Genomic DNA, 25,853 nt, shown 5'->3' with positions numbered 1-25,853 from the left:
TTCGAAGTTGACGCCAGTCCACACCTGTCACTGCTGGTCAACCCTAACCGGTGCGGGGCGTTTGGAGGGATGTGTCAGTACCTCTGTCCATAATGAGTGGCGTGACAGCCGAACAGCTCCTCGTCGATGCCGGGATGCTCACGCGCTGCCGCCACCGCATCCATCTCGAGCGGAACGGTCTCGGCGCGGTGGTCGACCTGCCGGAGGACCCGGGTGTCCGCCAGCGCCGCGAAGCCGCGGCGCTCCACCGGCAGCGGGTTTTCGAGTCGCTCTCCGAACTGGGTGAGTGGGCGGTCCCGAGCGGCCCGGAGCGCGCCGCGCAGACGCTCGCGGCCTGCCGCGAGGGTGCCGAGCTGATCTGGGGCGCCGCCTTTCCGATCGATGCGGATGCGGGGCGACGCGGTGGGGTCGAGATCTTGTGGCGGCAGGGCGGCGGATACATCCCGATCATCGTCGTGAACCACCGCATCACCGACCTGCGCCCCGAGGCCTCCGCCGAGTCCCTCGTGGTGACGTCTCCGCTCGACCAGTGGAGTCCGACCGCCGATCCAAGTCGGCGTGCGCGGAGTCACCTCCGTGACCAGCTCCGCCTCGCGCACATCCACCGGATGCTTTCCGAACTCGAACTCGCCAGTGGCGAACCGGTGGGTGGTGCGATCGGCTTGGATGCGGACTGCATCCTCGTTCACGATCTCACCGGTCCGCTCGAGGAGTACGACCGACGACTTGCGGATCGCCTGGGCATCCTCGCCGGCACGGTCGAAACGGCGCCGTCCCGGGTTCCGGAATGCCGCAGTTGCCCCTGGTGGTCGTCGTGCGAAGCCGAATTGGCCGCCCGCGGCGATGTCAGCATCGTGGCCGCGGGGTCCCGCGCTGACGTCCTTCGCGCGGTCGGCGTCAATACGGTCGATCAGCTGGCCGGATGGGTCGGCGCGGCTCCCGAGGAGTGGCAGCACGGCGATTTCGGCGACACCGTGGTGGCTGCGCAGGCCTGGTTGGCCGGCGCGGATTTGGTGCGGCGGGTGCCGATGGTCAGAGTCCGCCGAGCCGACGTCGAAGTCGATGTCGATCTCGAGAGCTATCAAGAGCGCGGGGCGTATTTGTGGGGCACGCTGCTCGACGGCGAATACCGCCCGTTCGGAACGTGGGATCCGTTGCCCACGGCCGATGAAGGCCGCGCGTTCGGCGAATTCTGGACGTGGCTCATGCAGGTTCGCGATGCCGCCGTTGCCGCCGGCAAGACCTTTGCCGCGTATTGCTATTCCCGGTCGGCAGAAGACAAATGGCTTCTCGACTCGGCCCGTCGATTCCCTGGAATTCCTGGGGTCCCGACCGAGGCGGAGATCCGGGCTTTCATCGACAGCCCGCAGTGGGTCGATATCTATCAGGCGATCAATGAACAGTTCATCTGTCCGAATGGCAAGGGACTGAAGAAAATCGCACCCATCGCGGGTTTCAACTGGCGCGACGCGGAAGCGAGCGGCGAAGCCTCGATGACCTGGTACCGCCATGCTGTCGGCATGGACGGAGAAATCGATCTGACCCAGCGAACTCGCATCCTCGAATACAACGAAGACGACGTCCGGGCGACGGCAGTGCTCCGTCAATGGATGACCGAAACCGCGAATGATGCTGTGCCAGATGCCGATTCAATGCGTCATCAATTTGAGATGGGGTCGGTTGCGGGGCAGTGGAGACAAGCCCCTTAAGTTTGTCCACGTGCTTTACATCGCCATCGGCCTGCTGTCGCTGATTGTCGTCGCTCTCGTCGCGCTGCTTTTGCGTACCGCCAAGCAGTCGAAGAACCAAACGATTGATCTTGAAAACGCGCGTGCAGAGATCAATCGCCTCACCGATGAGCTCGACGGCGCGCGAAAGTCGCTCGCACTTCGGCAGTCCAACCCGCAGCCGAATGCGGTGGATTTCGCGGCCGGAACGTCGACCGCTGTCGAACTCGGAACGGCGGTTCTCGAAGCCGGGCACAAGACGCTGGCCGAGGGTGCCTTCAAGGTTCTTGATTCGTTCGAAAGCACGCGTGAAGCGGGCCGAGCCGCGCAGAAACTTCACGATGACAATGTCGACGGCGTTTACGCGGCGATCAGCGGCATCAACCGTGCCGTCGGTGACGTCTTCCGCAGCTTCAGCACCTACCGAGTGACGCCGGCGAAGCCTCGCGTGGAGACTTCGCCGGAGCCAACTACCGAGGTTTGATTAGCGCGGTGCCATCCGCAGCGCGCCGTCCATACGGATGGTCTCGCCGTTGAGGTAGTCGTGCTCGATGATCATCGCGGCGAGCTTGGCGTATTCGTCCGGGCGACCCAGGCGCGACGGGAACGGAACGCCGGCCTCGAGACCCGCGCGGTACTCGTCGGAAACGCCGGCGAGCATCGGGGTGTCGATGATTCCCGGAGCGATCGTGCACACGCGGATGCCGAACTGGGCGAGGTCGCGAGCAGCCGGGACGGTCATGCCGTGCACGCCGCCCTTGGAAGCTGAGTACGCGATCTGGCCGATCTGGCCCTCGAACGCCGCAACCGACGCGGTGTTGATGATGACGCCGCGCTGGCCGTACTGGTCGACCGGCTCCGTGGCAGCCATGGCCTCGGCGGCCAGGCGCATGACGTTGAATGTGCCGAGCAGGTTGACGGTGATGACCGTGCGGAACAGCTCGAGGTCGTGCGGCCCCTTCTTCGACAGGATGCGTGACGCCCAGCCGACACCGGCACAGTTGATGGCGACGCGCAGCGGTGCGCCGTTCTCGGCGATCCGGGCGATCGCGGCCTTGACGTCGGCGTCGCTGGTGACGTCACCGGCGATGAGGGTGACCCCCTCCGGTGCACTGCCGGCCTTGTCGATCGACGCCTGCAGGTCGAGGCCGTAGACCTCGGCTCCAGCGTCGACGAGGGCCTTCGCGGTGGCGGCACCGAGGCCGGATGCGGCGCCGGTGACGACCGCTGCTGCTCCAGTGATTTGCACGTGGTTCTCCTTGTGAGCGAGTGGTACTCGTGTGTTCGGCGCACTTATTTGTCAGGTGCACCAATACTTGCCCACCGTAGCGGGACGACAGTTCAAGATGAACACATGGCTAAGCGGCGGCTGACCGATTCCCTCATTGGACTCCAGAATGCAGCGGTTGGGGAGGTGGTCGGGCGGATCGAGGAAATCGCCGGGATCGAGCCCGCTCCGGACGTCGACTCAAACGCGGTTCTGCTGCTGCAGCACATGGAAAGCGCGCTTGTCCGCGCCCAGCTCGAGCACCCGGATGTGTTGTCGGAAGAGGAGTTTCGCCGTCTCCGGTATCTCCTGACCTTCGCTCGCCTGCACGCCTTCGCACCCGGCGCCGCGGGTCCGGAATTGCGCCCCGGCCGCGCCGACATCGTGGTCGGTGAGCTCATCGAGGAGTTCCGCGCCAAGGCGATCGACGCCTTGTATCGACCACTTCGTAAGGAGAACAAAGCCCTCGACCGTCTGGTCGGCGCGAAGGCTGCGCTGCATGATCTCGAGGGCGAGCTCGAGGCGACCCGCAACCGAGTTCTCGAAGTCCATTCGAACGACTTCTCACGTGCCGAACTCGATGCCGAAGTCGGTTACAAGGCACTCGTGTACACCCTCGGTGGCGGTGGCGGTGCGGGCTACGTCTACCTCGGCGGCATCGAGCGCCTCCATGACGAGGGCATCAAGCCGGACTTCATGATGGCGAACTCCATGGGCGCGATCATCGGCAGTGTCGTCGCTCGGGAACTGCCGATTCCGATTAAGGATTACTTTGACTGGGCCAAGACAGTCACCTACCGGCAGATCCTCGGTCCGGCTCGACTGAATCGGCGGCACGGTCTGAACGGTGTGGTTGCCCTGTACTTCAACCGTTTCGCGCACGACATGTTCGTTCGTGAGGACGGCTCGAGCTTGCAGATGCAGGATCTGGCGATCCCGTACGAAACGGTCGTCGCAGGGGTACGGAAGCAGTCGTTCGATCGCTTGCCGGGTCGGTTCCGGCCGTCTGAGCTCACGAACTTGGCCTTGCGGGCGCTGCCCAAGCGCGGAAACAAGAACCCCGCGTTGATTGCGGCGTTGTGGCAGGTGGCCGCGTTCATCGACACCCGGGTGGTGAAGCCCATCGTCATCGGTGGCGATGACCTGACCAAGCAGTTCAACGTCGTCGATGCGGCCAGCTTCTCGTCGTCGATTCCGGGGGTGCTGCACCACGAGTCCGACGATCCGCGGATGTGGCCGCTGCTCGATGAGTTGATGGCGGAGAAGGACGTCGCCGCACTGGTCGACGGCGGAGCCGCGAGCAACGTCCCCGTCGAACTCGCCTGGAAGCGCATCCAAGACGGTCGACTGGGCACCCGGAACGCGCTCTACCTGGGATGGGACTGTTTCCATCCGCAATGGGACCCCAAGCACCTATGGCTGCAGCCGGTCACCCAGGCGCTCCAGATCCAGATGCTCCGCAACGCTCCTTACGCGGACAGCATCGTGCAGTTCAAGCCGACTCTGTCGCCGTTGTCGGTGGCGGCCTCGCCGGCCGGAATCGATCGCGCGATCGGCTGGGGCCGCGCTTCGATCGAGCCCGAGATCGACTTCATCAAGAAGGCAACCGAGCCGGTGTGGTGGGATGACGCCGATCGCTCGCTTCTCGAAAGCATCGAGGTTTCGGCCCGTACGGGCATCCGGCTGTTGTCGATGTCGGCGATCATCGACAACGCGAAGGCCGCCGCGGAGTACATCCCGCGGTCCGAGCGCGCGAAGTCGCGGGCAAAGACCGTGGCTGACAAGGTCGTCGTGAAGGCGCGCGAGATGCGCGATAAGAGGGCGGAAAGCTAGGCCGCGACCGGAATCCGGTCGGGTGCGACAGCGGGGATGTGCACCCGCGGTGCCCGGCGCCCGACTGCGACGACGACGCCGGATGCGGTCAGAGCCACCGCCCCGGCCAGCAGGATGCTGCCCGACGCTGCGTTCATCGCGGCGAAAGCGCCTATGAGGACGAAGATTCCGGCGGATGCGACGGTCATGGTGCGTTGCGGAATGCGACGACCGAGCGTCAATCCGATCGCGACGGCGAGCGCGTCCGCGGCCACCATTCCGACAGTGGAGCCGAGCCAGACTCCGACACCGTTGCCGTGGGTGGCCAGGGTGAAGGTCGCCAGCATCGTCTTGTCGCCGAGTTCGGCGAGCAGGAACGTCATGGCCACGGTCGCGAATCCGGTCTTGGCCGCAATCGCGCCGGCCGCGTCCTCAGTGCCGCGCAACGTCCAGAGGCCGAATCCGATGAACGCCAGCCCGCTGACGATGGCGACTGCGGTCATGGGGAAGGCGGACCCGACGGCCTGACCGATGACGGTCGACAGTGCGTGCACGATCGCGGCAGCAACAGTGATTCCGGCGAGGACCTGGCGCCACGAATACCGCATCGAGAACGACAGCGCCATCAGCTGCGACTTGTCTCCGAGTTCGGCCACGAACACGATGGCGAAACTCAGGGCGATGGCGGTGATCAACGGGTGGCTCCTCAAACCTGCGCAGCGTAAAAACACGCTCAGATAACGGTAGCCTCGCGGGGCGGTCGTGCGCAACTTGCAAATGCTGAAAGGTTAACCAGCACAATAAGTTTGGTGAACCGAACCACTAATCTTCGGGTAGCCTCACGCGGCCAGAAGCATCGCCAAAACTGCAGTGTCGGGGTCGCGAATCGGGTCGATTCCGACGCGGCTGACCAGCGACGTTATCGTCCCGTCGGAATCGGCTTCGACCCACGCAGCACGGTGATCGAGGCCTAGATGGGGCACTCCCGGCAGCAATACGCACCCCGATGCGGCACCTTCGCACTCGGGCAACGACGGGGTTGTCTCCGATGGCGGATGCAGCATCAGAAGTGCGGGTGGGAACCGTCCCGCGAGGCGCCCGGGGTTGATCGCCGCTTCGCCGAGCACGGGACCCTCGGCGATGACGAGGCCGACGGTGCCCGGAAAGGGGTTATCCGGCAGATCCTCGCGAGCGCCGAAGACCGTCGAGGTGCCGAGCAGTCCGGGGACGGTCGCAACGCGGACGGCCAAGACCAGCAGTTGGGTCCATTCCTTCATCGAATTCGGCCAGCGACCGGAGATCACGAAGCCCTGTAGGGCTCCGGAGGAATGGAACGGGGCAACGCCGACCTGATATGGATCAATCATTGGGCCACCTCCTCGTTCGTGTAGATGAGAATGAGGCACAACCGATCTGGCACACAAGATCAACGGACTGCTAGCACTCGGCCGGTAAAAGTGCAGGCTACGGCGCTGATGTCCGAAATTAGGTGTAGTGATACTTTCCGCGACTCGAAAATATTGCGAGGCTTGACTCAGCGTCTCACTCGAGGAGGTCCGATGACTTTCCCGCCCGCCCAACCGATGCCGGGATATCCGCCGGAGCCCTTTCCGGTCTCACCCACGAGAGCAATCTCCTACGGCTGGAACAAGTTTGCGCAAAACCCGTGGACCTGGATCCTGGCCGTTCTCGTGGCATTTCTGCTTGTCTGCACCCTGATCGGCATCGTGGTCGCGGGGGCCATGTTGGCACGCGGCGCAATCCTCGAACTCGACGGGAGGAAGCCGCGACTCCGTGAATTCTTCGGCGGGATCAACTGGGGTTCGGCGATCGGCGTCCAGCTCCTGGCGTGGCTGATCGTTATGATTCCCGTCCTTCTCGCGGGGGCTCTCGTAGGTGCCGCGGTCGCGGTTGGCCAGGGCGCCTTGACGATCACCGTCGCGATCATCGCGGCGGTGGCTGCCGTGGTTGCGGTCTTGGCCCTGCAGTTCCTGACCTTCTTGGCGATCTTCTTCGTCGTCGACGGCCGAGCTGGCGCAGTCGGATCATTGCGAGCGAGCATCGAGGTGACTCGGCGCAACGTGGGACCGCTTTTGCTGTTGGCGATCCTCAACTATGCGGTCATCTGGGTCGGCTCGATGGCGTGCTACGTCGGACTCTTCGTCGCCTATCCGATCTATATGGTCGCGGCCGGGTACGGCTACCGGGTCGTCACCGGAGGCGCGGTGTCACCCGATCGACCGCAGATGGTCATGCCGCCACCGGGGTTCGGGCCTCCGCCGGGTTATGGGTGGTACCAATCGCCCGGGCAGCAGGGTCCCGCTGGGTTCGCGCCGCCGCCACCGCCCCCGCCGCCGGTGCAGTAACGAAAGCAGCTCCCCGGACGGTCGTCCGGGGAGCTGCTTTTCAGGAACCGACTTAGAAGACCAGTCCGGTCGCGCTGGTGGCGCGCTCGAAACGGGCCTGGACGTCCGCCCAGTTGACGACGTTCCAGAACGCCTTGACGTAGTCCGCCTTGACGTTCTTGTACTGCAGGTAGAAGGCGTGCTCCCACATGTCGACCTGCAGCAGCGGGATGATCGCCAGCGGGACGTTCGCCTGCTGGTCGTACAGCTGGAAGGTCAGCAGCTTCTTGCCGAGGGTGTCGTAGCCGAGGACGGCCCAACCCGAACCCTGCAGGCCGTTGGCGGCCGCGGTGAACTGCGCGCGGAAGCCGTCGAACGAGCCGAACTGGTCGTCGATTGCGGCGGCGAGCTCACCGGTCGGCTTGTCGCCACCGTTCGGGGAGAGGTTCTTCCACCAGATCGAGTGGTTCACGTGGCCACCGAGGTGGAACGCCAGGTTCTTCTCGTTGAGGAAGATCGCGGCGTGGTCTTCCTTGGCGCGGGCCTCTTCGAGCTTGCCGAGCGCAGCGTTCACGCCGGCGACGTAGGCAGCGTGGTGCTTGCTGTGGTGGATCTCGTTGATCTGGCCCGAGATGTGTGGCTCGAGGGCGGCGTAGTCATAGTCAAGGTCGGGCAGGGTGTAGTCAGCCACTTTGTTCTCTTTCCGGTTGAGCTTGAACATATTTTCCTACGGGGTCGTGCCTAGGGGGTCGAGCACAGGCGGTGCGCGCCAACGGCTCCACCCTTCCAACAAACCCCCGGTTCCCGCAATAATTCCGGCAAGGTCACCGAAAGGTCAGACACCTTGTGAGGTTCCGAAGGCAAAGTGGAGTCATGGGTCTGTTCGACAACTACTTCTTCCTCCCGTCCGCCAAGTCGGCCATGATCAGCGCGGACAAGGCGCTTCCCGGGCGGCCGACTCCGCTTCGCGTTCCGGATACCCACTTTGTGAACGGTCATCGCATCAAGCCGCCGTTCCCGGCGGGTCTCGAGACGGTGGTCGTTGGCATGGGCTGCTTCTGGGGCGCTGAGAAGGATTTCTGGCAGCTCGACGGCGTGTACAGCACCGCCGCCGGCTACGCCGGAGGCTTCACCCCGAATCCGAGCTACGAGGAAGTGTGCAGCGGGCGGACGGGTCACACCGAGGTCGTGCTCATCGTCTTCGACCCGAAGGTGATCCGGCTCGACCAGATCCTGGCTCACTTCTGGGAGAACCACGACCCCACGCAGGGCATGCGCCAGGGCAACGACCACGGCACGCAGTACCGATCTGCGATCTACACGAACTCCGACGATCAGTCGGCCATCGCCAACTCGACGAAGGAAATGTTCGGCGAGCGCCTCGCGGCCGCCGGCTACGGCGAAGTGACCACGGAGATCGCACCGCTGGGCACGTTCTTCTATGCCGAGGACTATCACCAGCAGTACCTCGCGAAGAACCCGCACGGCTACTGCCCGGTTCATGCGACGGGTGTCAGTTGCCCAGTGGGACTCGATCTCGAGTAGTCCGTGCAGTGCATGGGCTGCCGCAAAATGCATCGATTAGGACTTCGGGTGCGTGGATTGCCAAATCGACACGCCTGATCAGGCGCCCGATACGGCATTCCATGGATCCGCCGAATCTGATGGCCAGTAGCTGGGATTTCGGTGCCAAAGAGTGGACCAAAATGGCCCAAATCGGCGTGAAGATCGTCACGTAATTGGCTGCGTGTCAACACGTCTGCGATTAGCTTGCAGGCGCCGAATAATGGCCTGACCTGCTCTTTTGAGTGGTGCGCGCCCCGTAACTTGCGCATCAGCACTCCATGGGTGAGACGCAAACGTCCTTCGATTCGATATCGAAACTGGCTATCGTCCAAATTGTCCAGTCAATTGACTTGGCTTTAGCGTTTCCAGCCGGTGCTGAACCGACACGGCAATCGTCAGAGAGGACGATCGCATGAGCGTAGATCTGCAATCGCAGGCTCGATTCGACGTGGACGCGGAGTCGCGTCGATTCCCGCTGCAATCGAACGCGTGGTCAGCAACGGCGGCCCGGGCGCAACTGCATTACGTGTCGGGCAAGGGCGGAACAGGCAAGTCGACCATGGCGGCCGCGCTGGCACTCGCACTCGCCGCGCAGGGACGCCGTGTACTTCTTGTCGAAGTCGAGGGTCGCCAGGGCATCGCGCCGCTGTTCGGCTTCGATTCGCTCCCACCGACCGAAACCCTCATCGAAACCACCGAACGGGGTGGCGAGGTCATCGCGCTTCCGATCGACGTGTCGCACGCCTTCCTCGAGTACCTCGCCGTCAATTACAAGCTCGGCATCGCGGGCAAGGCGCTCAAGCGCATGGGGCTCGTCGACTTCGTCACCGGTCTCGCGCCGGGGCTCAAGGACGTCATCATCACGGGCAAGATCATGGAATGCGTTGAGGCCGTGAACAAGGACAAGAGCCGGGTCTACGACGCAGTGGTCGTCGACGCGCCGCCGACCGGCCGAATCACGACTTTCCTGGATGTCACCACCGCGATGGCGGAACTGGCCAAGGGTGGTCCGATCGTCCAACAAGCCGATCGCGTCGCGAGTCTGGTGCATTCCGAGCAGACGATGGTTCACCTGGTCACGCTCCTCGAAGCGCTGCCAGTCCAGGAAACTCTCGACGCCATCGCCGAACTCCGCGCGAAGGATTTCCACCTCGGCGCCGTGATCGTCAACCGGGCGAGTGAGCGTCTCCTGCCGGAGCGCGTGGCCTCGGACGCTGCGAACGGCGTGGTCGATGCCGCGGTGCTCGAGTCCTACCTCCGGAAGGTGGGTTTGGACCCGTCCGCGGCCGAAGGTCTGCGGCGAGAGGTCATCGAGTACGCCGTTCGGTACCAGGCTCAGTCTGAGTGCGCGGCGGCCATTGAGCGAGCCGGTGTCGAACCGCTGACGCTCCCGTCACTCGACGGCGGAGTCGACCGCGCCGCCATCGAAGAAATCGCACGGAAACTCGCAGAGCAGGGTGTGGAATGAACGACTTCGATATCGCCGGCATCCTCGAGGACCCCGAGACCAAGGTCATCGTCTGCTGTGGTTCGGGCGGCGTAGGAAAAACCACCATGGCGGCCTCGCTCGCCGTTCGTGCGGCCGAACAGGGCCGCAAGGTCGCCGTCCTGACGATCGACCCCGCACGGCGGCTCGCACAGGCGCTTGGCGTCGAAGAATTGGGGAACAGTCCCAAAGCGCTGACGCTGGGACCGGATGCCAAGGGCACCCTCGACGCGATGATGCTCGACATGAAGCGCACGTTCGACGACATGATCATCGGGCACGCCACACCGGAAAAGGCCGAGCAGATTCTGGCGAACCCCTTCTATCAGAGCATGGCGACCTCGTTCTCCGGGACGCAGGAGTACATGGCGATGGAGAAGCTGGGGCAGCTCATCGCCGAGGAGAAGTGGGACCTCATCGTCGTCGACACCCCGCCGTCGCGGAATGCACTCGACTTCCTGGATGCGCCGCAACGTGCCGCGAAGCTCACGGACGGTCGCATGCTGCGCGTCCTCTCGGCCTCTGGTCGCGGTGCGGGACGCTTGGTCAGTGCCACGGTGCGCCTCGGCCTGAAGGCGGTGTCGTCCATCATCGGTGGTCAGATGCTCTCCGAAGTCGCGGTGATCGTCGAGGCTTTCGACTCGATCTGGGGCGGCTTCGGGCAACGGGCGCTGGAGACGTACGAGCTGCTGGGACGTCCCGGAACGTACTTCCTCGTGGTCGCCGCACCCGAGCCCGACCCGCTCCGCGAGGCATCGTTCTTCGTCGATCGCCTGGCGACCGACGGGATGCCGCTGGCCGGCCTCATCGTCAACCGGACGCACCCCTCGTGGTGCGACATCGCGCCGAAACGTGCGACCGCAGCCGCCGACGCGATCGAGACGACCGGTGCGGGCGACGACGGTGCGCTTGCGACGGGGGCCCTGCGCATTCATGCACGCCGCGTCGAGGCGGCCGAGCGTGAACAGCTCCTCGTGGAGCGCTTCGCCTCGGAGCACCCGAGTGTGCCGTGGAAGCCGGTTGCGGCGATGTCGAGCGAGGTCGTCGACATCGACGCCCTCCGCGCCATCGCTGATCAGTTGACAACCGTCTGACGGGTAGTCCTCAGCCTGTGGACAATTTTGCCCGCAGACGCTCCCACCTCGCCAAATCCTGTGGATAAGGCTGTGGATACTGTGGATAACTCTGTGAAAAGGTGTGATTCAACTCATACGAAACGGGGTGTGTCGCTACCCAGGGCCGCGCCACCTGCGGACATCCGTGGCAACGCCGGTATCCACATGGAAGGATCAAGGGCGTGAGTGACGCGGGCTTCCCCTCGGTCTCCATCGACGTGGTCCCCACCGCGTTCGGTGCTGAGTACGTGCTGCTCGATGTTCGCGAGGACGACGAGTGGGCACTCGGCCACGCGCCCGGGGCAGTGCACATTCCGCTCGAAGATGTCCCCGCGCGCCTCGACGACGTTGACATCGACGCCGAGATCTTCGTCATCTGCCGCAATGGCGGCCGTTCGCGCGTCGCCTCGCAGTTCCTCGTCGAGCTCGGATACGACGTCGTCAATGTCAACGGCGGAATGGTCGCGTGGCAGAGCGCGGGCCGAGAGGTTGTCACCGACGACGGCGAGCCGGGGGCTGTGTGAATCATCAGGAGCGGAGCCCGCGCGACCGTCGTCCGCGCCAGCCGAGATCTCACTACGTGCAGTTCTGCGCGCGCTGCTACAGCAAATGGCCCGTCGCCAGCTCGCCTCTGGATTGGTGTCCGCGATGCGGCGGCGTGCTGCTGGCTCCCTCGGCACAGGACACCCCGGCCGAGCATCGCAACTTCCGCTGGGTCGCGCGCGGAGCACGTCTCGGCAGCGGCAGACGCGCGACAACCGGATCTGTCACGCCGACGCCGCATTACGCCGAGATCCCGCGCTGGGGTTTGCAGGATTCGCCCCCGTCCGTTCCCGCGAAGCCGACGCCACGAGTCGACGCCCTCGCTAATCGAGCCGGCCGGCTGCTGGTGATCACGGCAGTGGTCTTCGTCGTGGCCGCGCTCGCCGAAGTGGGGCGCTACGCGATCCTCGTCTACAACCGCACCCGCCTGGTGGATCAGTGGCTCGTGTACGCGTCCGATGCGGCCGTCTGGATCGCCGGTGCGGCCGCTCCGGCGCTCGGCCTGTATTCCGCCGTGGCCTGCGCGTCGTGGCTCGTCCGCACCCGGCGCGAGTTCTTCGCCCGAAAGGGATCGCGTGATCCGCGGAGTCGCTGGCGGATCTGGGTCGGTTGCCTGGTTCCCGGCGTGAACCTGGTGATGCCCGGCGTTCTGCTGACCGAGCTCACCGCCGAGTCGGACCCGCGCGTGCGCCGACTCGCCCGCGTGTGGTGGATCGCATGGGTCGCGGGCGCGGGACTCGCGGTGGTCGCGCTCCTGTGGCGACGTGCGGATTCGCTGCAGGCGATGGCGGACGGTGTCCTGCTCTACGCCTGGACCGACCTCGCCGCGGCGGGTATCGCCCTGCTGACGCTGAAGCTGATCCGATCGATCGAGGGGCGGACCCTCGCCGGCCGCCAGCGTGTGGTTCACCGGCTGGTTCCGGCCACACGTCCGGCGCGCGATGTGATCGAGCCGATTCGTCCCGTCACCAGTACCGCGAAGGATTCCGTGGCGCCATGAGTGATAACCGTCCGCCGTTTGTGGTCGCGCACCGTGGGTCGTCGGCCGCACTGCCCGAGCACACCTTGGCGGCCTACGAATTGGCGCTGCACGAGGGCGCGGACGGTCTCGAATGCGATGTCCGACTGACGCGCGACGGTGTCCTCGTGTGTGTCCACGACCGGACGATCGAGCGAACCTCCGATGGCACCGGTGTCATCAGCGAGATGACGCTCGCCGAACTCAAGGAATTCAACTTCGGGACGGCCGACAAGCCAGCCGAAGTCCTGACTCTCAGCGAGTTGCTGACCCTCACCCTCGACTGGAAATCCCGCGCGACGAAGGTCTTCATCGAGACGAAGCACCCGGTTCGCTACGGCGCGTTGGTCGAGACGAAGTTACTCGCTGAGCTGCAGCGATTCGGCTTGGCTTCGCCCGCGTCGGCGGACATGTCCCGGGCCGTCGTGATGTCGTTCGCGGCGACGGCGGTGTGGCGAATCCGTCGTTCGGCGCCCATGTTGCCCACGGTCCTGCTGGGTGAGACGGCGCTCTATCTCACGGGCGGCGCGGCCCACACGGTGGGCGCCACGGCGATCGGTCCAGGGGTCGCGGTGCTCCGCGATCACCCCGATCTGGTCGACAAGGCGGCGGCCGCGGGACGAGCGACGTACTGCTGGACAGTCGACGATCGAACCGACGTCGACTACTGCGCTGAACTGGGCGTGAGCTGGATTGCGACGAATCACCCTGCCAGAACCAAGACGTGGTTGGGGCAGTCGGTCTAGTCGACGTGTAACTTCGCTCGTGTTCGCCGCCGATTTCGAGCGCGCGCAGACGCGGGATGGGAATGGATTTCGATGGGCAGAAGTAACCGCAACACTCCGAAGGCCGACAGCAATCGTGCCGAGAAGTTGGCGCGCCGCCGCGAAGCGCAGGCCGCCGCCTCGGTGATTGCTCGGCCGTTCGAGGGACTCGCCGCGGAAGGCGACCTCGTGGCGATGCGCGAGTTCGTGCCGTCGGCGACCGCGCCGCTCCCGGTCAAGGGCACGGACCGCAAGTTCTTCGTCGCCACGGTTCTGCCGGGTGCCGTCAACGCAATCGTTCGGGAAGAGGGCGACGACGTCGTCGCGTATGTCGCGCTGCAGGCTCAGTCGCGCGGCTCCGACCCGGCGACCGATCTCGCGGGATCGATCGAGTGGGCGCTGGAGTCCAAGGTCGGGGAGTCGCTCCCACGTGCTCAGGCGGGATCGAAGCCGCTCGCGGAGCTGATCGACGCAGCTGAACCGCTCGAGATCACGGTGCACGACACGTTCGATTGGTGGTTCAACAGCGAGATTCCGGCGGGCTCGGAGGCTGCGGTTGTCGTCGAGCGGGCGAACGCCGCGATCATGCCCTCGGCGCGGGTCGAGGGCCTCGACGCGGCGTGGTGGGTCGATGCCGGCGAGAAGGCGCACATCCGCTGGGTGCGCAAGGAAGATGAGGACGCGCTGATGCTCGCGTTGGCGCGCGTGCACGCCGCCGGTGGACTCACCCTCGGCGAGGGCTCGCGGTACGCCGGTTCGTTCCGCACCGATGGCCTGCTCGTTCCGGTATTCGACCTCGAACGGACCCGGCCTGCTCAGGATTGGGCCGCTGGGACCGCCGAGTTCGGCGAGCGTCTCGATAAGGCCCTGGCCGCCACCGACGAGCTGACCGTGGACGAGCGTCGTGCTCGCGACGGTCTGCGTGGTCGTCAGATCACGCTGCGCTAGTCGCAACAGACCACATCGGGGCTGCCAGCGATTGCTGACAGCCCCGATCGGCGTTAACGGTTAAGCGCCGCCGCCGGCCTGCGGCGGAGCTCCGGCGGTGTCCTCGGCGGCGTTGTTCATCTCGCGTGCCACGAAGTTCTCGAGGTCGAACAGGTTGCCGCCTGCACGGTCGGCGATCGTGAGCAGGGTGGTCATGCTCGCGACTTCCTCGACCTGCTCCTTGAGGAACCACTGCATGAACTGTTCGCCCAGGTAGTCGCCCTCTTCGCGGGCCGTCTTGGCAAGCGCGATGATCTGCTCGGTGACGATCTTCTCCTGAGACAGCGCGAGTGCGATCGGTTCGCGGGCATCGGCGAACTTCGAGATCGCGCCGTCGGTTCCGCTGAACTCGACGGGGATATCGCGGTCCAGGAAGTACTGCACGATCATCAGGGCGTGGCCCCGCTCCTCGGACGCCTGCTGGTAGAAGCGTTGCGCCAACTGCGGCAGATCTGCGCAGTCGAACCAAACGGCGATCGCGATGTACTGGTGCGACGCGTTGAATTCGTGGTTGATCTGCTCGTGCAGGAGATCGAGAAACTTCGAGGACATGAACAGCACCTTACCGGCGCCGAAACAGTCATGCAGGCGAGCGAAGGCTACCCTCCACCGGGCGTTATGTCCGCTTCGGGAATGGGTTGGTCGTTCGCGATCGCCTCGAAGAGCGCGCTGGCCCGGGTCGTGTCCCACAGCAGGACGTTGCCGACGTCGACGTTTTCGGAGCCGCCGACCGGCACGGTGGACTGAACTGTCTGGCCCCGCATCGCCCAGACGAGTGCGGCGAGGCTCCACACGTGGTCGCCGTTGTCGACCGTGAGTGAGTCGATGCCGCTGTGGACGAGCATGCCGAGGCGAACCGGATTGAGGATGGTGCTGATCGAGGTCGCCTTCGCCAGGAGTGCGGCGAGGAACATGCGCTGGTTCTGCACGCGCTGCAGGTCGGCGTTGGCGAAGGTGTGGCGGGTGCGGACGAACCCGAGCGCATTGGCACCATTGAGCGTCTGGCAGCCCGCCGGAAGATTGATTCCAGCCAGCGGGTCGTCGATCGGCTGGTCGATGCAGATCTTGACGCCGCCCACCGCGTCGACCATCCCGGCGAACCCGCCGAAGCCGATCTCCGCGTAGTGGTCGATGTGTACGCCGGTCGCAATCTCAACGGTCTGGATCAGCAACGGTGCGCCGCCGATGGCGAAGGCCGCGTTGATCTTGTCCTTGCCGTTGCCAGGGATGCTGACGTAGGAGTCACGCGGGATGCTGATGATGTCGGTCGGCCCGGACTTCGGGATGTGCACGAGCATGATCGTGTCGGTGCGCGCCGCCCCGACGTCGCCGCCGGTCGCTAGCTCGGCTTGCTGCTGTTCGGTCAGTCCAGCGCGGCTGTCGGCGCCGATGAGAAGCCAGTTGGTGCCCGGGGTGTCGGCGACGCGACCGTCGTAGTCGGCCAAGGCGTCGACTCGGCCGAGCGCAATTTCGACGTAGGCGAACGACGCGATCATGCCGACGATCAGCAGAATCGCCGCGTACTTGAGCAGCTTTCCGATGCGCACCGGTCGACGCGGAGGTGGCGGCGCGTACGCCTGACGTCGAGGGGGTGGCGCCGGTCGCTTGGGCGGCTGGGACGGCATCGCGCGGGTGGCTGGGCGAGGTGGTGGGTCCCGCCGCGGGATCGGCGGTGGGGCCTCCACTCGGGGCGGTTCCGCGCGGGGTGGTGACGGCGGAGGTGGCGCCGGCCGCGGTGGTGGTGGGGTTGCCGACGGTGCCGGTGGATTCGGGGCCGCGGACCAGGCCTGCATCGACGGCGGCACGTGTGGCGGATTCTCCGGCGTGCCACCTTCCAGGTAGTACTTTCGCCCATCTCGACGAATGATCTGCGTTCCCTCGTCTGGCCGTTCACCAGAGTCGTCAGGTCGCCGATCGTTGGTCATGGCAGCGACTTTACGCGGCGCCACCTGGCGATTCGCTGAGGTGAGCTACCCAATCCACGAAATGTGACCATGGAGCAGGGCATAACCGGCAAACGCTGCGATGTCGATGAAAGCGTGCGCGAGGATGAGCGGCCACAGGCGGTTTCGCACCTGCCAATAGCGGCCGAAGATGAGGCCCATGATGACGTTTCCGAGTCCGCCGCCGAGGCCTTGGTACAGGTGATAGCTGCCGCGGAGCAGTGACGACGCGGCGAGCGATCGGCTCTCGGACCAGCCGAGATCGCGCAGTCTCGTCATGAGAAACCCGACGACCACGATCTCCTCAGCCGCGGCATTGGCGACGGCGAAGACGACCAGGACCGGGATTCGCCACCAGTGGTCGTTGAGCGTCGTCGGTACGACCGTCAGGTTGAGGCCGAGAGCGTGCGCGACGAGGTAGAGGCCGAGTCCGGGGATTCCGATGAGCAGCGCCAGGCCGACGGCAGGGAGGAGGTCCTTGCGGCTCGAGAACTTGGCGAGCCCGACTTCGGCCAGCGTCCGGCCGGTTCGCCACAGCAAGTAAAGACCGAGTGCGCCCCACGCGAAGAGCTGCGTGAATCCGAGGATCTGCCACGCCAGATCGATGGCGGACATCTCGGCCTGCGATTGGTTCAGCGCGACCGATTGTTCGGCGAGGGGCGTCGGGGCGAGGGCGTCCTGCAGGAGCGACAGCGCCGCACGTGCGCCACTGAGCCCGAAGGTGACCGCGAGGACGACCACGATCTCGACGCGGATTCCGCGGCGTTCGCGATCAGTCAGCACGCTTTGAGAGTACTGATCTTGGCTGATCAGCCCGTGCGTTGACGGAGGCCATTCAGAAATGGGCAGCCAATGAGAACCCGAATCGCTCGGCTGAGTGCCTCCGGGCTCGAGACGGGCTGCGCGAAGGGGAGGCGCACGTCGCGGTCATCGACGGGTCCGGATTCCACGCGAAGGGTGATTCCGTACCGATCGAGTGCGAGAGGTCGGATTCGGCCCTGCCGGAGCTGCGGCGGAAGGCGGCGGGCAAGCATCGCGAGCAGATCCGGGTGGTCGGTGTCGAGGTGCTGCAGCCAGTCCGACTCGAAGTTCCAGAACGGGTCGGGCATGCTCATTTTCAGCGCATCACGGGTGGCCGGTTCGGCTCCGTTGGCGTCGGCGGCTACTCCGGACTCGACGTCCATCTGAATGAGTGTCGTCGTGTGGCCGATGTCGAGAAGTGCTGGCGCAGGGTCGTATTCGGCGGCTTGGGTGACGAGCGCGCGGGCTCGGTCGGCGTCGATTCGGTGCAGCGTGCCGCGGAGCCAGACGAGTCCGCGGACGGGTTCTCGAAAGGGAAGCGGTGCGCTGTCGGTGAGTTCGAGGACAGCCGGTAGGCCGGATTCGCCGATCCTTTTCAGGGGCGGTGAGTCGTTGCGCACCGAGATGAGCATGTCGCCGGTTGTGCACAGGTAGTGCCACGACGTGGTGGCTGGTTCGAGTTTGTCGGCCGCGAGAACCCCGGTCGGCGCCTGCATGGCGATGGTTCGGATTCGTTCGGCGGCCGTCGGAATGGTCGGGGTCGTCACGATGGCTCCCACCTCCACTGGAAATTAGGTAAGCCTAAGCTATGCAAAAAGGCTGGAGATGGCAAGCATTTGGATCATGGATGTCGAAATTCCGTGACTGCACCCTGATCGCGACAACGTTCGAGTGGCTTCCGCGAGGAGGGTGCACTCGTCAGAGGGGCCGAGCGTGTAAGACTCACCTCATGGTGCGTCGCTCCGCATTTCTCCATGACACTCTGCACGCCCCGGATCTGCTGCGCCGAAGCCGAATTCCGAAGGACCTTGCCTCGGTCACCACGCGGGCCACTGAAGCGGATCCTGCCGACGTCGGGCTGTCCCAAGACAATGTCGAGCGGGTATGGCGATCCGTGGAGTCGTTGTACAACAGCGGAATTCATCCAGCGCTAGCGCTCTGTGTACGGCGCGAGGGTGCCGTGGTGCTCGATCGCGCGATCGGTCACGCGAGCGGCAACGGGCCGGACGATCACCCGGATGCGGACAAGGTGCTGGCCACTCCGAGCACACCGTTCTGCGTCTTCTCCGCGACGAAGGGCACGACTGCCGCTCTCATCCACAAGCTCGATGAGAAGGGCGTACTCCACATCGGTGACCCGGTCGCGGAGTACCTCCCGGAGTTTGCGCGAAATGGCAAGGGCGGCATCACCATCGGACACGTGCTGTCGCATCGGGCGGGAATCCCGACCGCACCCCCGAACACCCTCGATCTCGACAACCTCGACGACCCGGACTTCCTTCGCGAGGCGATGTACAACGCCCGACCGGTGTTCCGTCCCGGCAAGCGGCAGGCGTATCACGCGATATCCGGCGGTCAGGTGCTCGGTGAAGTCGTCCAGGAAGTGACCGGTCGCAGCATTCGCGACGTGTTGGCGGAGGAGTTTCTTGACCCGCTCGGCTTTCGATGGATGAACTATGGCGTCGCCGAAGCCGACATCCCGCTTGTCGGTCTGAACTACGTGACCGGTCCGGTCTTGCTGCCACCCATGCGGCAGATCGCCACTCGCGCGCTGGGGATACATCCGGATGTCGCGACCCGGATGTCGAACGACCCACGATTCCTGCGTGCCGTACTGCCCGCCGCGAACGGCATCAGTACCGCGAACGAGTTGGGCCGGTTCTACGAAATGCTCCGTCTCGGTGGCGAACTCGATGGAGTTCGGGTCATGGAGGAGCGGACGATTCGTCGTGCTCTCATTCCGCAGTCCCACATGGAAATGGATCTGAGCCTCATTGCGCCGGTCGGCTTCAGCTATGGCTTCATGCTCGGCGGGAAGTACCTGAGCCTGTACGGGATGAACACGGCGCAGGCGTTCGGCCACCTGGGATGGATCAATATCGTCGGCTGGGCGGACCCGCAACGCGCGTTGTCTGCAGCGCTCATCACCACGGGAAAGGCCGTCGTCTATCCGGAGGTTCTCCGGTTCTGGATGATCGCGCAGCAGATTGCGAAGGAATTCAAGCCGGTCTGATCGTTGTGGGCGATCCGGGTGCTGTCCGGTGGGCGGCAAGCATGCTCGTGACGGAATCGCAGATGAGTTCATGCCATTTGCCTGGTCGCAAGAGCATGAAGTGGCCCGCTCGCTTCATCTCGATGAACGTGGCAGCGATGCCGCGGTCGACCATTTCAGTCGTTTGTTCCGACGATTCTCTCGCGCTGGTCCAGCTGTCTGCGGTGCCGTGAAGAGTGACGACCTGTGGTGCCGTGATCAGTTCGCTGTCGTGGTCGGGCCACCATGGTGCGAGGGCCACGATTCCGGCCACGTCAGCGCGTTGGCAGATGTGCGCCGCGACCCGTCCACCCATCGAGTGACCCACCAGGATCAGCGGCGAACCCACTTCGCCGATCGTGGCGAGTGCATCGTCCAGAGCAGGCAAATGGGGTGGGTTCCAGCCCCGAAACCGGTACTGCACTTGATGCACTGCGTACTCATGACCCAGCTCGCGGCGCAGGCGTCGGGTAATTGGCCGCATTCGTAGGTTCGCCAGGTGGTTGGGGCGCGATTTCGCCCAGCTCACGGGCCGCCCTCCGGGTAGCACGATGACCGTGCCGCGTATTGGTGGGTGTGATGCCGTCATGTCCCTGCTTCTGATTAGCTTGCTCGTAACTTGCGGCCATGTTCGCGCGCCCGTGTTGCGATGGCCCGGGCGGTGGCCGCGTCTTCTCGATCGGCAGCGGGATCTGCGGCGACGTGGTCGAAGAGCCTGGCTTTCCGCTCGTACCAGTCCGCCTTCTGTTTCGCAGATGCGGTCGCGGTCGGCAATTGGCGGATCAGCTCGCCGATCTCGCTGAGTACTGTTTCCATGTTTCGTCTCCGGAGGGCACAGGTGCTGTGGCCGGTGATATCCGGTTGTATCTGCTGGTACACCGGCCACCCATATCTCTTATTCGGCGTACGCCGAGGTACGGATTGCCCCACGGCTGCGTTGAGTGGATATTTCGCGCCCAACCCCCTTCTAACTCGGGCGGCCAATCGGCCGGCACCACCCGAGGCGCGCCCGCTTTGCCGCGGACGCGCCTTCGACCTCCTTAAGTCGCCTGCGTCAGGTCATAAACCGTCACTCCACCCACGGTCTTGGCCGTGTAGTGCGCCTCGACCCACGCCGTGATCTGGCTCGATGCACCTTCCCCACCACCGCGGCCGCCCATGCCGCCACCCGCGATGAAGTAGTGGATATTGCCGTTCGCCACGTACTGCTGGAACTGCGCGAGAGTCGGTGAATCGTCACTTCCGGTGAACCCGCCGATCGCCATGATCGAGGTGCCGGTCGACAACTCGAGCGGTCCAGCGGACATCGAGCCGATCGTCGCGGCTGCCCAGCGGTTGTCGGTGGCCTTCAAGAGAGCCTGCAGTTCGGCGTTGTTGCTGGACTCGCCGCGCATGCCGCCGAATCCGCCCGTGGGAGCTTCGCCACCCGGCATCCCACCACCGAAACCGCCTATACCTCGACCGGTCGCCGGTCCCGAAGTTGGGATTGAGCCGCTGTGCGCGGTGACTGCCGTGTCGAGTGCATAAGCTGCCGTTCCGCCGAAGCCGAGCAGCACGCCCGAGATAGCCACAACAACCGTCGCCTTACCGAGTTGATGCGCACCAACCGCGATCACCGCAGCTACGACAATCGAACCGATGACGATCACCCAACGCAGCCAAGGGAACCAGTCCGGGGTCCGGGCCAGAAGGGCGAATCCCCAGAGCCCGGTCGTCGCGGACATCGCAGCCAGTGCCGTCCGGGCCGGGAGGTTGTTTCGGCCCTTCCACAGTTCGACCACCGTGATGCCGATGAGAGCGGCAATCGCGGGTGCCAGCGCAACCGTGTAGTACGGGTGCATCGTGCCCTGCATGTAGCTGAAGACGATCCCGGTGACCAGCAGCCAGCCTCCCCAGAGGATCAGTCCGGCACGAGTGCGATCGGCGCGCGGCATGCGGCGCGTGAACCACAGACCCGCGACCAAGCCGATCAATGCGGCAGGCAGCAGCCACGAGATTTCGGTGCCCATCGATTCGCCGAACATGCGGGTGATGCCGGTCGTGCCGCCGAATCCGGCGTTGCCGCCGCCCATTCCACCGCCACCGCCGCCGCCGTTACCCGTGCCGCCGAAGATGCGGCCGAGGCCGTTGTATCCGAGCGCTAGCTCGAGCAGGCTGTTGGTCGTTGAACCGCCGATGTACGGGCGCGATCCAGCCGGCCACAGTGCCACGAGAAGTGGCAGCCATCCCGCGCTCACGATGAGCGCAACGAACGCCACCAACAGCTTCCGAATGCGAGCCCAGAAGGTGATCGGGGCCGCTACGAGGAATACGAGTCCGACGGCGGGAAGAACCAAGAACGCCTGCAGCATCTTGGTGAGAAAGCCGAATCCGAGCGCGATACCCGCGAACGCCAGCCAGCGTGTGCTGCCCTTCTCAGTTGCTCGAACGACGCAGTACGCGGCGAGCGTCATGAGGAAGACGAGCAGCGCGTCGGGGTTGTTGAACTTGAACATCAGGGCAGCGACCGGCGTCAAGGCAAGCGCGGCGCCGGCGAGGAGACCTGCCGCGGGTCCACTCCACCGCCGAACCGTCGCAGCCACGAGCGCCACCGACCCGACGCCCATCAGCGCCTGGGGGAGGAGCATCGAGAACGAGCTGAATCCGAAGAGTCGGCCCGACAGCGCCATGACCCAGAGGGCCGCCGGCGGCTTGTCGACGGTGATCGCGTTGCCCGCGTCGAGCGAACCGAACAGCATCGCCTTCCAGCTCTGGGTGCCGGCCTGAACCGCGGCGGCGTAGAAGTCGTTCGCCCACCCGGAGGCGCTGAGGTTCCAGAGGTAGAGAACCGCGGTCGCGATGAGGAGGCCGTAGAGGCCCGGCTTGGCCCAACGCGGCTCGTCGGGGCTGCCGGTGAACAGCCGCTCACGCCACGTGGGACGCACGGCATCGGCCGGGTGATGGTCGATTTGTCGATGCTCCGGTGGCATCAGAGTTGTGGTCATGCTCTCGATCGTTGAGGCGAAAGGTCCGATTTCCCTGGGAGCCGCCTGTGCGCTTCCGTCGAGGCACCCGGCAGCTGCCTGGTAGGGCATGCACAACGAATGCGGATGGCGTTCACAGCAATTCCCACATTTCGACCTTGACGATCGGACTGCACGCAACGAAACCGCGCAGAAGGAGCAGCAATGAGCACTGAGCCGCCGAACTACTATCCGCCACCGAATCCGCCGACGGACGCCCCGGCGTCAACCGCGACCCAGACCATGCCCAACCCGGCTTGGGGTGCGCCGCAGCCTGCTGCCACCGCCAAGTGGTCGACGAAGAAGACTCTCGCGGCCGTTGGCATCGCTCTCGGAATCGCGGTCGCCGGCGGCGGTGCGATCTACGCGCTGTCGAACTCGACCTCGAGTTCGGTCCAGCAGGGATTTGGGCAAGGCGGCGCACCGGGTCAGGGCGGCGGACAGTTCGGCGGCGGAATGCGCGGTGGCATGGGCATGGCTCTGCACGGCGAGTTCGTCGTCTCGGACGGCAACGGCGGCTACACCACCGAGTTGACGCAGGAGGGAACGGTCACCGCGGTCTCCGACACGTCCTTGACGGTGAAGAGCGTCGACGGATTCAGTCAGATCTACACCCTGACCACTCCGTCGTCGGTCGCCGTCGGAGACACCGTCAACGTCCGGGCGACAGAATCGAACGGCACCGCGACGGCGATTTCGGTTCGATCCGGCGAGGACGGGTTCGATCGAGGTCCGGGCGGTGGTCAGTTCCCGCCGGGAGCGAACGGAACGGGTAACCCGTAACGCGTACGGCCGGGCCGGAGGACGGCCCGGCCGAGATCATTGCCCGCCGGGCAGATTGATCAGCCGGACGGTCCGCAGCCGGCGACCGTCTCCGGGCTTGTTCCGGATCCGCCTTCCGAACACTTCCGCGAGTTCCTTCGCGAACTCGACGAACTCCTGGTCGTCGAGCCAGAGGCCGGCAGTGGTGTAGCCGACGCCGTCGCGCACCAGGTCGATATCGCGGGTGCCGAGGTACTTGTCGAAATCGGCGATCGCGCCGGCGATATAGGCGATGAAGGCCTGGTGGTGATCCTCGGCAGTCATGGCGGCCAACTCATCGGGCGTGATCCGCGTGGCCGCAATATTCAGCCGGTATGACCGTTCCACCGTGCCCCGAATTGGGCGCTCACCTGCGACGTCGAGCATCCCCGCCGAGGTCAGAAGGTTGATGTGCCGGTAGAGACTCGCGGGCGTGACGCCCAGCTTCTCGCTCAGTTCGGCGGTGGTCAGCACCTGATCACCCAGAAGTGCCTGCACGACGCGCAGGCGCACCGGGTGCAGAAGCAGCTCGACGGTGTTCACAGGGTCAATGTTACCCCGATTACTTTCACTATCGAAAATAATCGCACATGTGTAATCATTGACTCATGACGACCCCCGATGAGAACAAAGTGCCCGCTCCGCAGGGAAAGTTCGCCGGCATGCCGTACGACTGGCGCCGTCCAACCCTTGCCAAGCTCAAGGCGCGCTGGTGGAACCCGGATGAGCCGCGCGTCTTCACGCCCAAGACCTTCGGTTGGGGCTTCGACATCAACGTCTACCGACTCCTCCACTGGAAGAAATCCTGACGCCCCCGAAGGCGTGAGTGCACTACTCTCGTCGTTGTGCTGCGGATTTCGTACTTCGGACCAGCCGGAACGTTCACCGAGATGGCATTGGCGAAGTTTGAAGCGGCGGGTGAATTCACCGACCAGGTGACCCGCATCCCGGCCAAGTCGCAGCAGGCAGCGCTCGAGATGGTGCGCAGCGGTTCGGCTGACGCGGCCGTCGTCCCGATCGAAAGCTCGGTCGACGGCCCGGTCGCCGCCACCATGGACGCTCTCGCCGTCGGCGATCGCTTGCAGATCGTCGCCGAAAATGAACTCGATGTCGCGTTCTCGATCGTCGCGCGCCCCGGTACGAACCTCGCTGACGTCAAGGTCGTGCATGCGTATCCCGTCGCCGCGGCACAGGTCCAGCAGTGGCTGACCAAGAACCTCCCCGACGCCGAGGTCGAATATTCGGCCTCGAATGCCGCCGCGGCCGCCGATATCGCCGCAGGTCATGGCGATGCCGCCGTCTCGACCGCCCTCGCCGGACAGCAGAACGGACTGATCAGTCTCGCGGACGGGGTCGCCGATTACGAGGGCGCCCGTACTCGATTCGTGCTCGTCTCCAAGCCGTGCCCACCGCCCGAACGCACCGGCGCCGACCGAACCTCGGTGGTGTTCGGACTCTCCGATGAGCCCGGCTCCCTTTATCGTGCGTTCGCTGAATTCGCCACGCGCGGAGTCGATCTCACACTTGCGCAGTCGCGTCCGACACGCACGACGCCCGGCAAGTACTGGTTCTTCATCGACTGTGTCGGCCACATCGACGACCCCGCCGTCGCCGAAGCACTCAAGGCGCTTCACCAGGTCGCAGGTGTCCGATACCTCGGTTCGTGGCCGGTTCCGGGCGTCGCGGGACGCACGCCGCCCTCCGGCGAGGAGTCTGCCGAGTGGCTCGCCCACATGCGCGCTGGGAAGCAGGAGCAATGATCACCGGTCGGCTGATTCTCGTCCGGCACGGGGAGACTGAAGGCAACGTCGCGCGGCGCCTCGACACGAAACTGCCGGGAACGCCGCTCACCGAGGATGGCGTCGCGCAGGCTCGTGAGCTCGGCGAGCGCCTGCACTGGGAGAAGCCGATCGGAATCTTCAGTTCCGCGGCGCTGCGCGCTCGGCAAACCGCGGAACATGCACTGTCGACGATGGATCTCGACATCGAACACACGGTGCTCGAGGGATTGCACGAAGTTCAGGCCGGCGACCTCGAGAATCGTTCGGATCACGATTCTCATCACACGTTCCATTCGATCTACGCGCAGTGGCACATCGGCCTGCTCGATCAGCAGATCCCGGGTGGCGAATCCGGGCGCCAGGTGCTCGACCGGTTTGTGCCGGTGATCGAAAATCTTCGGGCGGAACATCTTTCGCGTGGCGAACACACGATCGTCGTCATCGCGCACGGTGCGGCTATCCGACTCATCGCCGCTTACCTGGCTTCGATCCCGCCGCAGTTCGCGTTGGCCAGCCATCTGCGGAACACCCAGTCGATCGAACTGGGAGCGGTCTCCGACGGTTCGTGGCACTGCCTTCGATGGGGGAGTCTGCTCCCGCCGTTCGGCACGGAAGCCGAATCAGCCGAGGACCCCATGGGCTGA

General features: G+C 64.9%; 28 protein-coding genes. 16 read left to right on the top strand and 12 right to left on the bottom strand.

From position 1 onward, the window contains the following. Nucleotides 1-92: 92 nt before the first annotated feature. Complete coding sequence (locus F600_RS0107310) at nucleotides 93-1,709, top strand: TM0106 family RecB-like putative nuclease (protein WP_018159946.1); 1,617 nt, start codon at nucleotides 93-95, stop codon at nucleotides 1,707-1,709. A 10-nt stretch (nucleotides 1,710-1,719) separates the two neighbouring features. Next, nucleotides 1,720-2,211: a hypothetical protein gene (locus F600_RS0107305; protein WP_018159945.1), complete on the top strand. Its 492-nt coding sequence runs from the start codon at nucleotides 1,720-1,722 to the stop codon at nucleotides 2,209-2,211. Here the strand turns inward: F600_RS0107305 and F600_RS0107300 are convergent, their stop codons facing one another. Continuing rightward, nucleotides 2,212-2,976 carry an SDR family NAD(P)-dependent oxidoreductase gene (locus tag F600_RS0107300; RefSeq protein WP_018159944.1) on the bottom strand — a complete coding sequence of 255 codons (765 nt, stop codon included), beginning with the start codon at nucleotides 2,974-2,976 and terminating at the stop codon, nucleotides 2,212-2,214. A gap of 105 nt (nucleotides 2,977-3,081) precedes the next feature. Between F600_RS0107300 and F600_RS0107295 the strand changes: the two genes are divergently transcribed. Continuing rightward, complete coding sequence (locus F600_RS0107295) at nucleotides 3,082-4,827, top strand: patatin-like phospholipase family protein (RefSeq protein WP_018159943.1); 1,746 nt, start codon at nucleotides 3,082-3,084, stop codon at nucleotides 4,825-4,827. On the opposite strand, the gene F600_RS27335 is transcribed toward F600_RS0107295, so the two are convergent. Further along, nucleotides 4,824-5,501: a TMEM165/GDT1 family protein gene (locus tag F600_RS27335; protein ID WP_018159942.1), complete on the bottom strand. Its 678-nt coding sequence runs from the start codon at nucleotides 5,499-5,501 to the stop codon at nucleotides 4,824-4,826. The two genes, F600_RS0107295 and F600_RS27335, sit on opposite strands and share 4 nt — an antisense overlap. 144 nt (nucleotides 5,502-5,645) lie before the next feature. Then, nucleotides 5,646-6,173, bottom strand: a complete 528-nt coding sequence (locus F600_RS0107285; RefSeq protein ID WP_018159941.1) for a hypothetical protein — start codon at nucleotides 6,171-6,173, stop codon at nucleotides 5,646-5,648. Nucleotides 6,174-6,365: 192 nt separating this feature from the next. On the opposite strand from F600_RS0107285, the gene F600_RS0107280 reads away from it, so the two are divergent. Then, nucleotides 6,366-7,172: a DUF7847 domain-containing protein gene (locus tag F600_RS0107280; protein WP_156024466.1), complete on the top strand. Its 807-nt coding sequence runs from the start codon at nucleotides 6,366-6,368 to the stop codon at nucleotides 7,170-7,172. A gap of 52 nt (nucleotides 7,173-7,224) precedes the next feature. On the opposite strand, the gene F600_RS0107275 is transcribed toward F600_RS0107280, so the two are convergent. After that, a complete protein-coding gene (locus F600_RS0107275) occupies nucleotides 7,225-7,842 on the bottom strand; it encodes a superoxide dismutase (protein WP_026306271.1) in 618 nt (205 codons plus the stop codon). A gap of 230 nt (nucleotides 7,843-8,072) precedes the next feature. Between F600_RS0107275 and msrA the strand changes: the two genes are divergently transcribed. The 7 genes from msrA (at nucleotide 8,073) to F600_RS0107235 (ending at nucleotide 14,591) form a co-directional block, all read left to right on the top strand. Then, the gene (gene msrA, locus F600_RS0107270; protein ID WP_211220050.1) at nucleotides 8,073-8,696 is read left to right on the top strand and encodes a peptide-methionine (S)-S-oxide reductase MsrA; all 624 of its coding nucleotides are present in this window, start codon (nucleotides 8,073-8,075) and stop codon (nucleotides 8,694-8,696) included. Between the two features lie 433 nt (nucleotides 8,697-9,129). Next, complete coding sequence (gene bagA / locus F600_RS0107260; protein ID WP_018159936.1) at nucleotides 9,130-10,185, top strand: ATPase BagA; 1,056 nt, start codon at nucleotides 9,130-9,132, stop codon at nucleotides 10,183-10,185. Further along, on the top strand, nucleotides 10,182-11,297 hold the full coding sequence (gene bagB / locus F600_RS0107255) for an ArsA family ATPase (protein ID WP_018159935.1): 1,116 nt from the start codon (nucleotides 10,182-10,184) through the stop codon (nucleotides 11,295-11,297). Before bagA ends, bagB begins: the two co-directional genes overlap by 4 nt. Nucleotides 11,298-11,500: 203 nt before the next feature. Next, a complete protein-coding gene (locus F600_RS0107250) occupies nucleotides 11,501-11,842 on the top strand; it encodes a rhodanese-like domain-containing protein (protein WP_018159934.1) in 342 nt (113 codons plus the stop codon). A gap of 134 nt (nucleotides 11,843-11,976) precedes the next feature. Continuing rightward, on the top strand, nucleotides 11,977-12,861 hold the full coding sequence (locus F600_RS0107245) for a DUF4328 domain-containing protein (protein WP_018159933.1): 885 nt from the start codon (nucleotides 11,977-11,979) through the stop codon (nucleotides 12,859-12,861). Continuing rightward, a complete protein-coding gene (locus F600_RS0107240) occupies nucleotides 12,858-13,625 on the top strand; it encodes a glycerophosphodiester phosphodiesterase family protein (RefSeq protein WP_018159932.1) in 768 nt (255 codons plus the stop codon). The genes F600_RS0107245 and F600_RS0107240 overlap by 4 nt, the downstream gene beginning before the upstream one ends. A gap of 72 nt (nucleotides 13,626-13,697) precedes the next feature. Beyond that, nucleotides 13,698-14,591: a DUF5926 family protein gene (locus F600_RS0107235; RefSeq protein WP_018159931.1), complete on the top strand. Its 894-nt coding sequence runs from the start codon at nucleotides 13,698-13,700 to the stop codon at nucleotides 14,589-14,591. 60 nt (nucleotides 14,592-14,651) lie between these two features. On the opposite strand, the gene F600_RS0107230 is transcribed toward F600_RS0107235, so the two are convergent. From F600_RS0107230 to F600_RS0107215, 4 genes are read right to left on the bottom strand one after another with little or no spacing between them, the layout of a single operon-like run. Next, nucleotides 14,652-15,182 carry a ferritin gene (locus tag F600_RS0107230; RefSeq protein ID WP_026306268.1) on the bottom strand — a complete coding sequence of 177 codons (531 nt, stop codon included), beginning with the start codon at nucleotides 15,180-15,182 and terminating at the stop codon, nucleotides 14,652-14,654. 47 nt (nucleotides 15,183-15,229) lie between these two features. Continuing rightward, nucleotides 15,230-16,555: an LCP family protein gene (locus tag F600_RS0107225; RefSeq protein WP_245541489.1), complete on the bottom strand. Its 1,326-nt coding sequence runs from the start codon at nucleotides 16,553-16,555 to the stop codon at nucleotides 15,230-15,232. A 45-nt stretch (nucleotides 16,556-16,600) separates the two neighbouring features. Then, the gene (locus F600_RS0107220) at nucleotides 16,601-17,356 is read right to left on the bottom strand and encodes a CPBP family intramembrane glutamic endopeptidase (RefSeq protein WP_018159928.1); all 756 of its coding nucleotides are present in this window, start codon (nucleotides 17,354-17,356) and stop codon (nucleotides 16,601-16,603) included. A 26-nt stretch (nucleotides 17,357-17,382) separates the two neighbouring features. Continuing rightward, complete coding sequence (locus F600_RS0107215) at nucleotides 17,383-18,144, bottom strand: DUF2470 domain-containing protein (protein WP_040630827.1); 762 nt, start codon at nucleotides 18,142-18,144, stop codon at nucleotides 17,383-17,385. 179 nt (nucleotides 18,145-18,323) lie between these two features. Here F600_RS0107215 and F600_RS0107210 point away from each other — a divergent pair, with 179 nt between their 5' ends. Continuing rightward, complete coding sequence (locus F600_RS0107210) at nucleotides 18,324-19,607, top strand: serine hydrolase domain-containing protein (protein WP_018159926.1); 1,284 nt, start codon at nucleotides 18,324-18,326, stop codon at nucleotides 19,605-19,607. On the opposite strand, the gene F600_RS27330 is transcribed toward F600_RS0107210, so the two are convergent. From F600_RS27330 to F600_RS0107195, 3 genes are all read right to left on the bottom strand, one after another. Then, nucleotides 19,594-20,214, bottom strand: a complete 621-nt coding sequence (locus tag F600_RS27330) for an alpha/beta hydrolase (protein ID WP_040630775.1) — start codon at nucleotides 20,212-20,214, stop codon at nucleotides 19,594-19,596. The genes F600_RS0107210 and F600_RS27330 overlap by 14 nt on opposite strands. Before the next feature lie 14 nt (nucleotides 20,215-20,228). Then, nucleotides 20,229-20,441 (bottom strand): hypothetical protein, encoded by a 213-nt coding sequence (locus tag F600_RS0107200; protein ID WP_018159924.1) that lies wholly within the window; start codon nucleotides 20,439-20,441, stop codon nucleotides 20,229-20,231. A gap of 224 nt (nucleotides 20,442-20,665) precedes the next feature. Beyond that, entirely contained in the window at nucleotides 20,666-22,609 is a 1,944-nt protein-coding gene (locus F600_RS0107195) for an ArnT family glycosyltransferase (RefSeq protein WP_156024465.1), read from the bottom strand. Nucleotides 22,610-22,792: 183 nt separating this feature from the next. On the opposite strand from F600_RS0107195, the gene F600_RS0107190 reads away from it, so the two are divergent. Then, entirely contained in the window at nucleotides 22,793-23,410 is a 618-nt protein-coding gene (locus F600_RS0107190) for a hypothetical protein (RefSeq protein WP_018159922.1), read from the top strand. Between the two features lie 36 nt (nucleotides 23,411-23,446). Here F600_RS0107190 and F600_RS0107185 read toward each other — a convergent pair whose 3' ends face one another. Continuing rightward, the gene (locus F600_RS0107185) at nucleotides 23,447-23,971 is read right to left on the bottom strand and encodes a helix-turn-helix domain-containing protein (RefSeq protein ID WP_018159921.1); all 525 of its coding nucleotides are present in this window, start codon (nucleotides 23,969-23,971) and stop codon (nucleotides 23,447-23,449) included. A 65-nt stretch (nucleotides 23,972-24,036) separates the two neighbouring features. Between F600_RS0107185 and F600_RS0107180 the strand changes: the two genes are divergently transcribed. From F600_RS0107180 to F600_RS0107170, 3 genes are read left to right on the top strand one after another with little or no spacing between them, the layout of a single operon-like run. Beyond that, a complete protein-coding gene (locus tag F600_RS0107180; RefSeq protein WP_018159920.1) occupies nucleotides 24,037-24,237 on the top strand; it encodes a DUF5808 domain-containing protein in 201 nt (66 codons plus the stop codon). Nucleotides 24,238-24,273: 36 nt separating this feature from the next. Continuing rightward, nucleotides 24,274-25,188, top strand: a complete 915-nt coding sequence (gene pheA, locus F600_RS0107175) for a prephenate dehydratase (protein ID WP_018159919.1) — start codon at nucleotides 24,274-24,276, stop codon at nucleotides 25,186-25,188. Further along, nucleotides 25,188-25,853 carry a histidine phosphatase family protein gene (locus tag F600_RS0107170; RefSeq protein WP_026306262.1) on the top strand — a complete coding sequence of 222 codons (666 nt, stop codon included), beginning with the start codon at nucleotides 25,188-25,190 and terminating at the stop codon, nucleotides 25,851-25,853. Before pheA ends, F600_RS0107170 begins: the two co-directional genes overlap by 1 nt.

Origin of the sequence: Smaragdicoccus niigatensis DSM 44881 = NBRC 103563 (genome assembly GCF_000380645.1) — a bacterium.
Lineage (GTDB): Bacteria > Actinomycetota > Actinomycetes > Mycobacteriales > Mycobacteriaceae > Smaragdicoccus > Smaragdicoccus niigatensis.
Note: the sequence above shows the minus strand (reverse complement) of the source record. Positions and strands in the feature narration are given on the sequence as shown.

Bases quoted from the DNA above. Each gene is read 5' to 3' on its own strand.
- F600_RS0107310 (WP_018159946.1), top strand. From the start codon at position 93: ATGAGTGGCGTGACAGCCGAACAGCTCCTCGTCGATGCCGGGATGCTC.
- F600_RS0107295 (WP_018159943.1), top strand. From the start codon at position 3,082: ATGGCTAAGCGGCGGCTGACCGATTCCCTCATTGGACTCCAGAATGCA.
- F600_RS0107285 (WP_018159941.1), bottom strand. From the start codon at position 6,173: ATGATTGATCCATATCAGGTCGGCGTTGCCCCGTTCCATTCCTCCGGA.
- F600_RS0107280 (WP_156024466.1), top strand. From the start codon at position 6,366: ATGACTTTCCCGCCCGCCCAACCGATGCCGGGATATCCGCCGGAGCCC.
- msrA (WP_211220050.1), top strand. From the start codon at position 8,073: ATGATCAGCGCGGACAAGGCGCTTCCCGGGCGGCCGACTCCGCTTCGC.
- bagA (WP_018159936.1), top strand. From the start codon at position 9,130: ATGAGCGTAGATCTGCAATCGCAGGCTCGATTCGACGTGGACGCGGAG.
- bagB (WP_018159935.1), top strand. From the start codon at position 10,182: ATGAACGACTTCGATATCGCCGGCATCCTCGAGGACCCCGAGACCAAG.
- F600_RS0107240 (WP_018159932.1), top strand. From the start codon at position 12,858: ATGAGTGATAACCGTCCGCCGTTTGTGGTCGCGCACCGTGGGTCGTCG.
- F600_RS0107235 (WP_018159931.1), top strand. From the start codon at position 13,698: ATGGGCAGAAGTAACCGCAACACTCCGAAGGCCGACAGCAATCGTGCC.
- F600_RS0107230 (WP_026306268.1), bottom strand. From the start codon at position 15,182: ATGTCCTCGAAGTTTCTCGATCTCCTGCACGAGCAGATCAACCACGAA.
- F600_RS0107225 (WP_245541489.1), bottom strand. From the start codon at position 16,555: ATGACCAACGATCGGCGACCTGACGACTCTGGTGAACGGCCAGACGAG.
- F600_RS0107210 (WP_018159926.1), top strand. From the start codon at position 18,324: ATGGTGCGTCGCTCCGCATTTCTCCATGACACTCTGCACGCCCCGGAT.
- F600_RS27330 (WP_040630775.1), bottom strand. From the start codon at position 20,214: ATGACGGCATCACACCCACCAATACGCGGCACGGTCATCGTGCTACCC.
- F600_RS0107200 (WP_018159924.1), bottom strand. From the start codon at position 20,441: ATGGAAACAGTACTCAGCGAGATCGGCGAGCTGATCCGCCAATTGCCG.
- F600_RS0107195 (WP_156024465.1), bottom strand. From the start codon at position 22,609: ATGACCACAACTCTGATGCCACCGGAGCATCGACAAATCGACCATCAC.
- F600_RS0107190 (WP_018159922.1), top strand. From the start codon at position 22,793: ATGAGCACTGAGCCGCCGAACTACTATCCGCCACCGAATCCGCCGACG.
- F600_RS0107180 (WP_018159920.1), top strand. From the start codon at position 24,037: ATGACGACCCCCGATGAGAACAAAGTGCCCGCTCCGCAGGGAAAGTTC.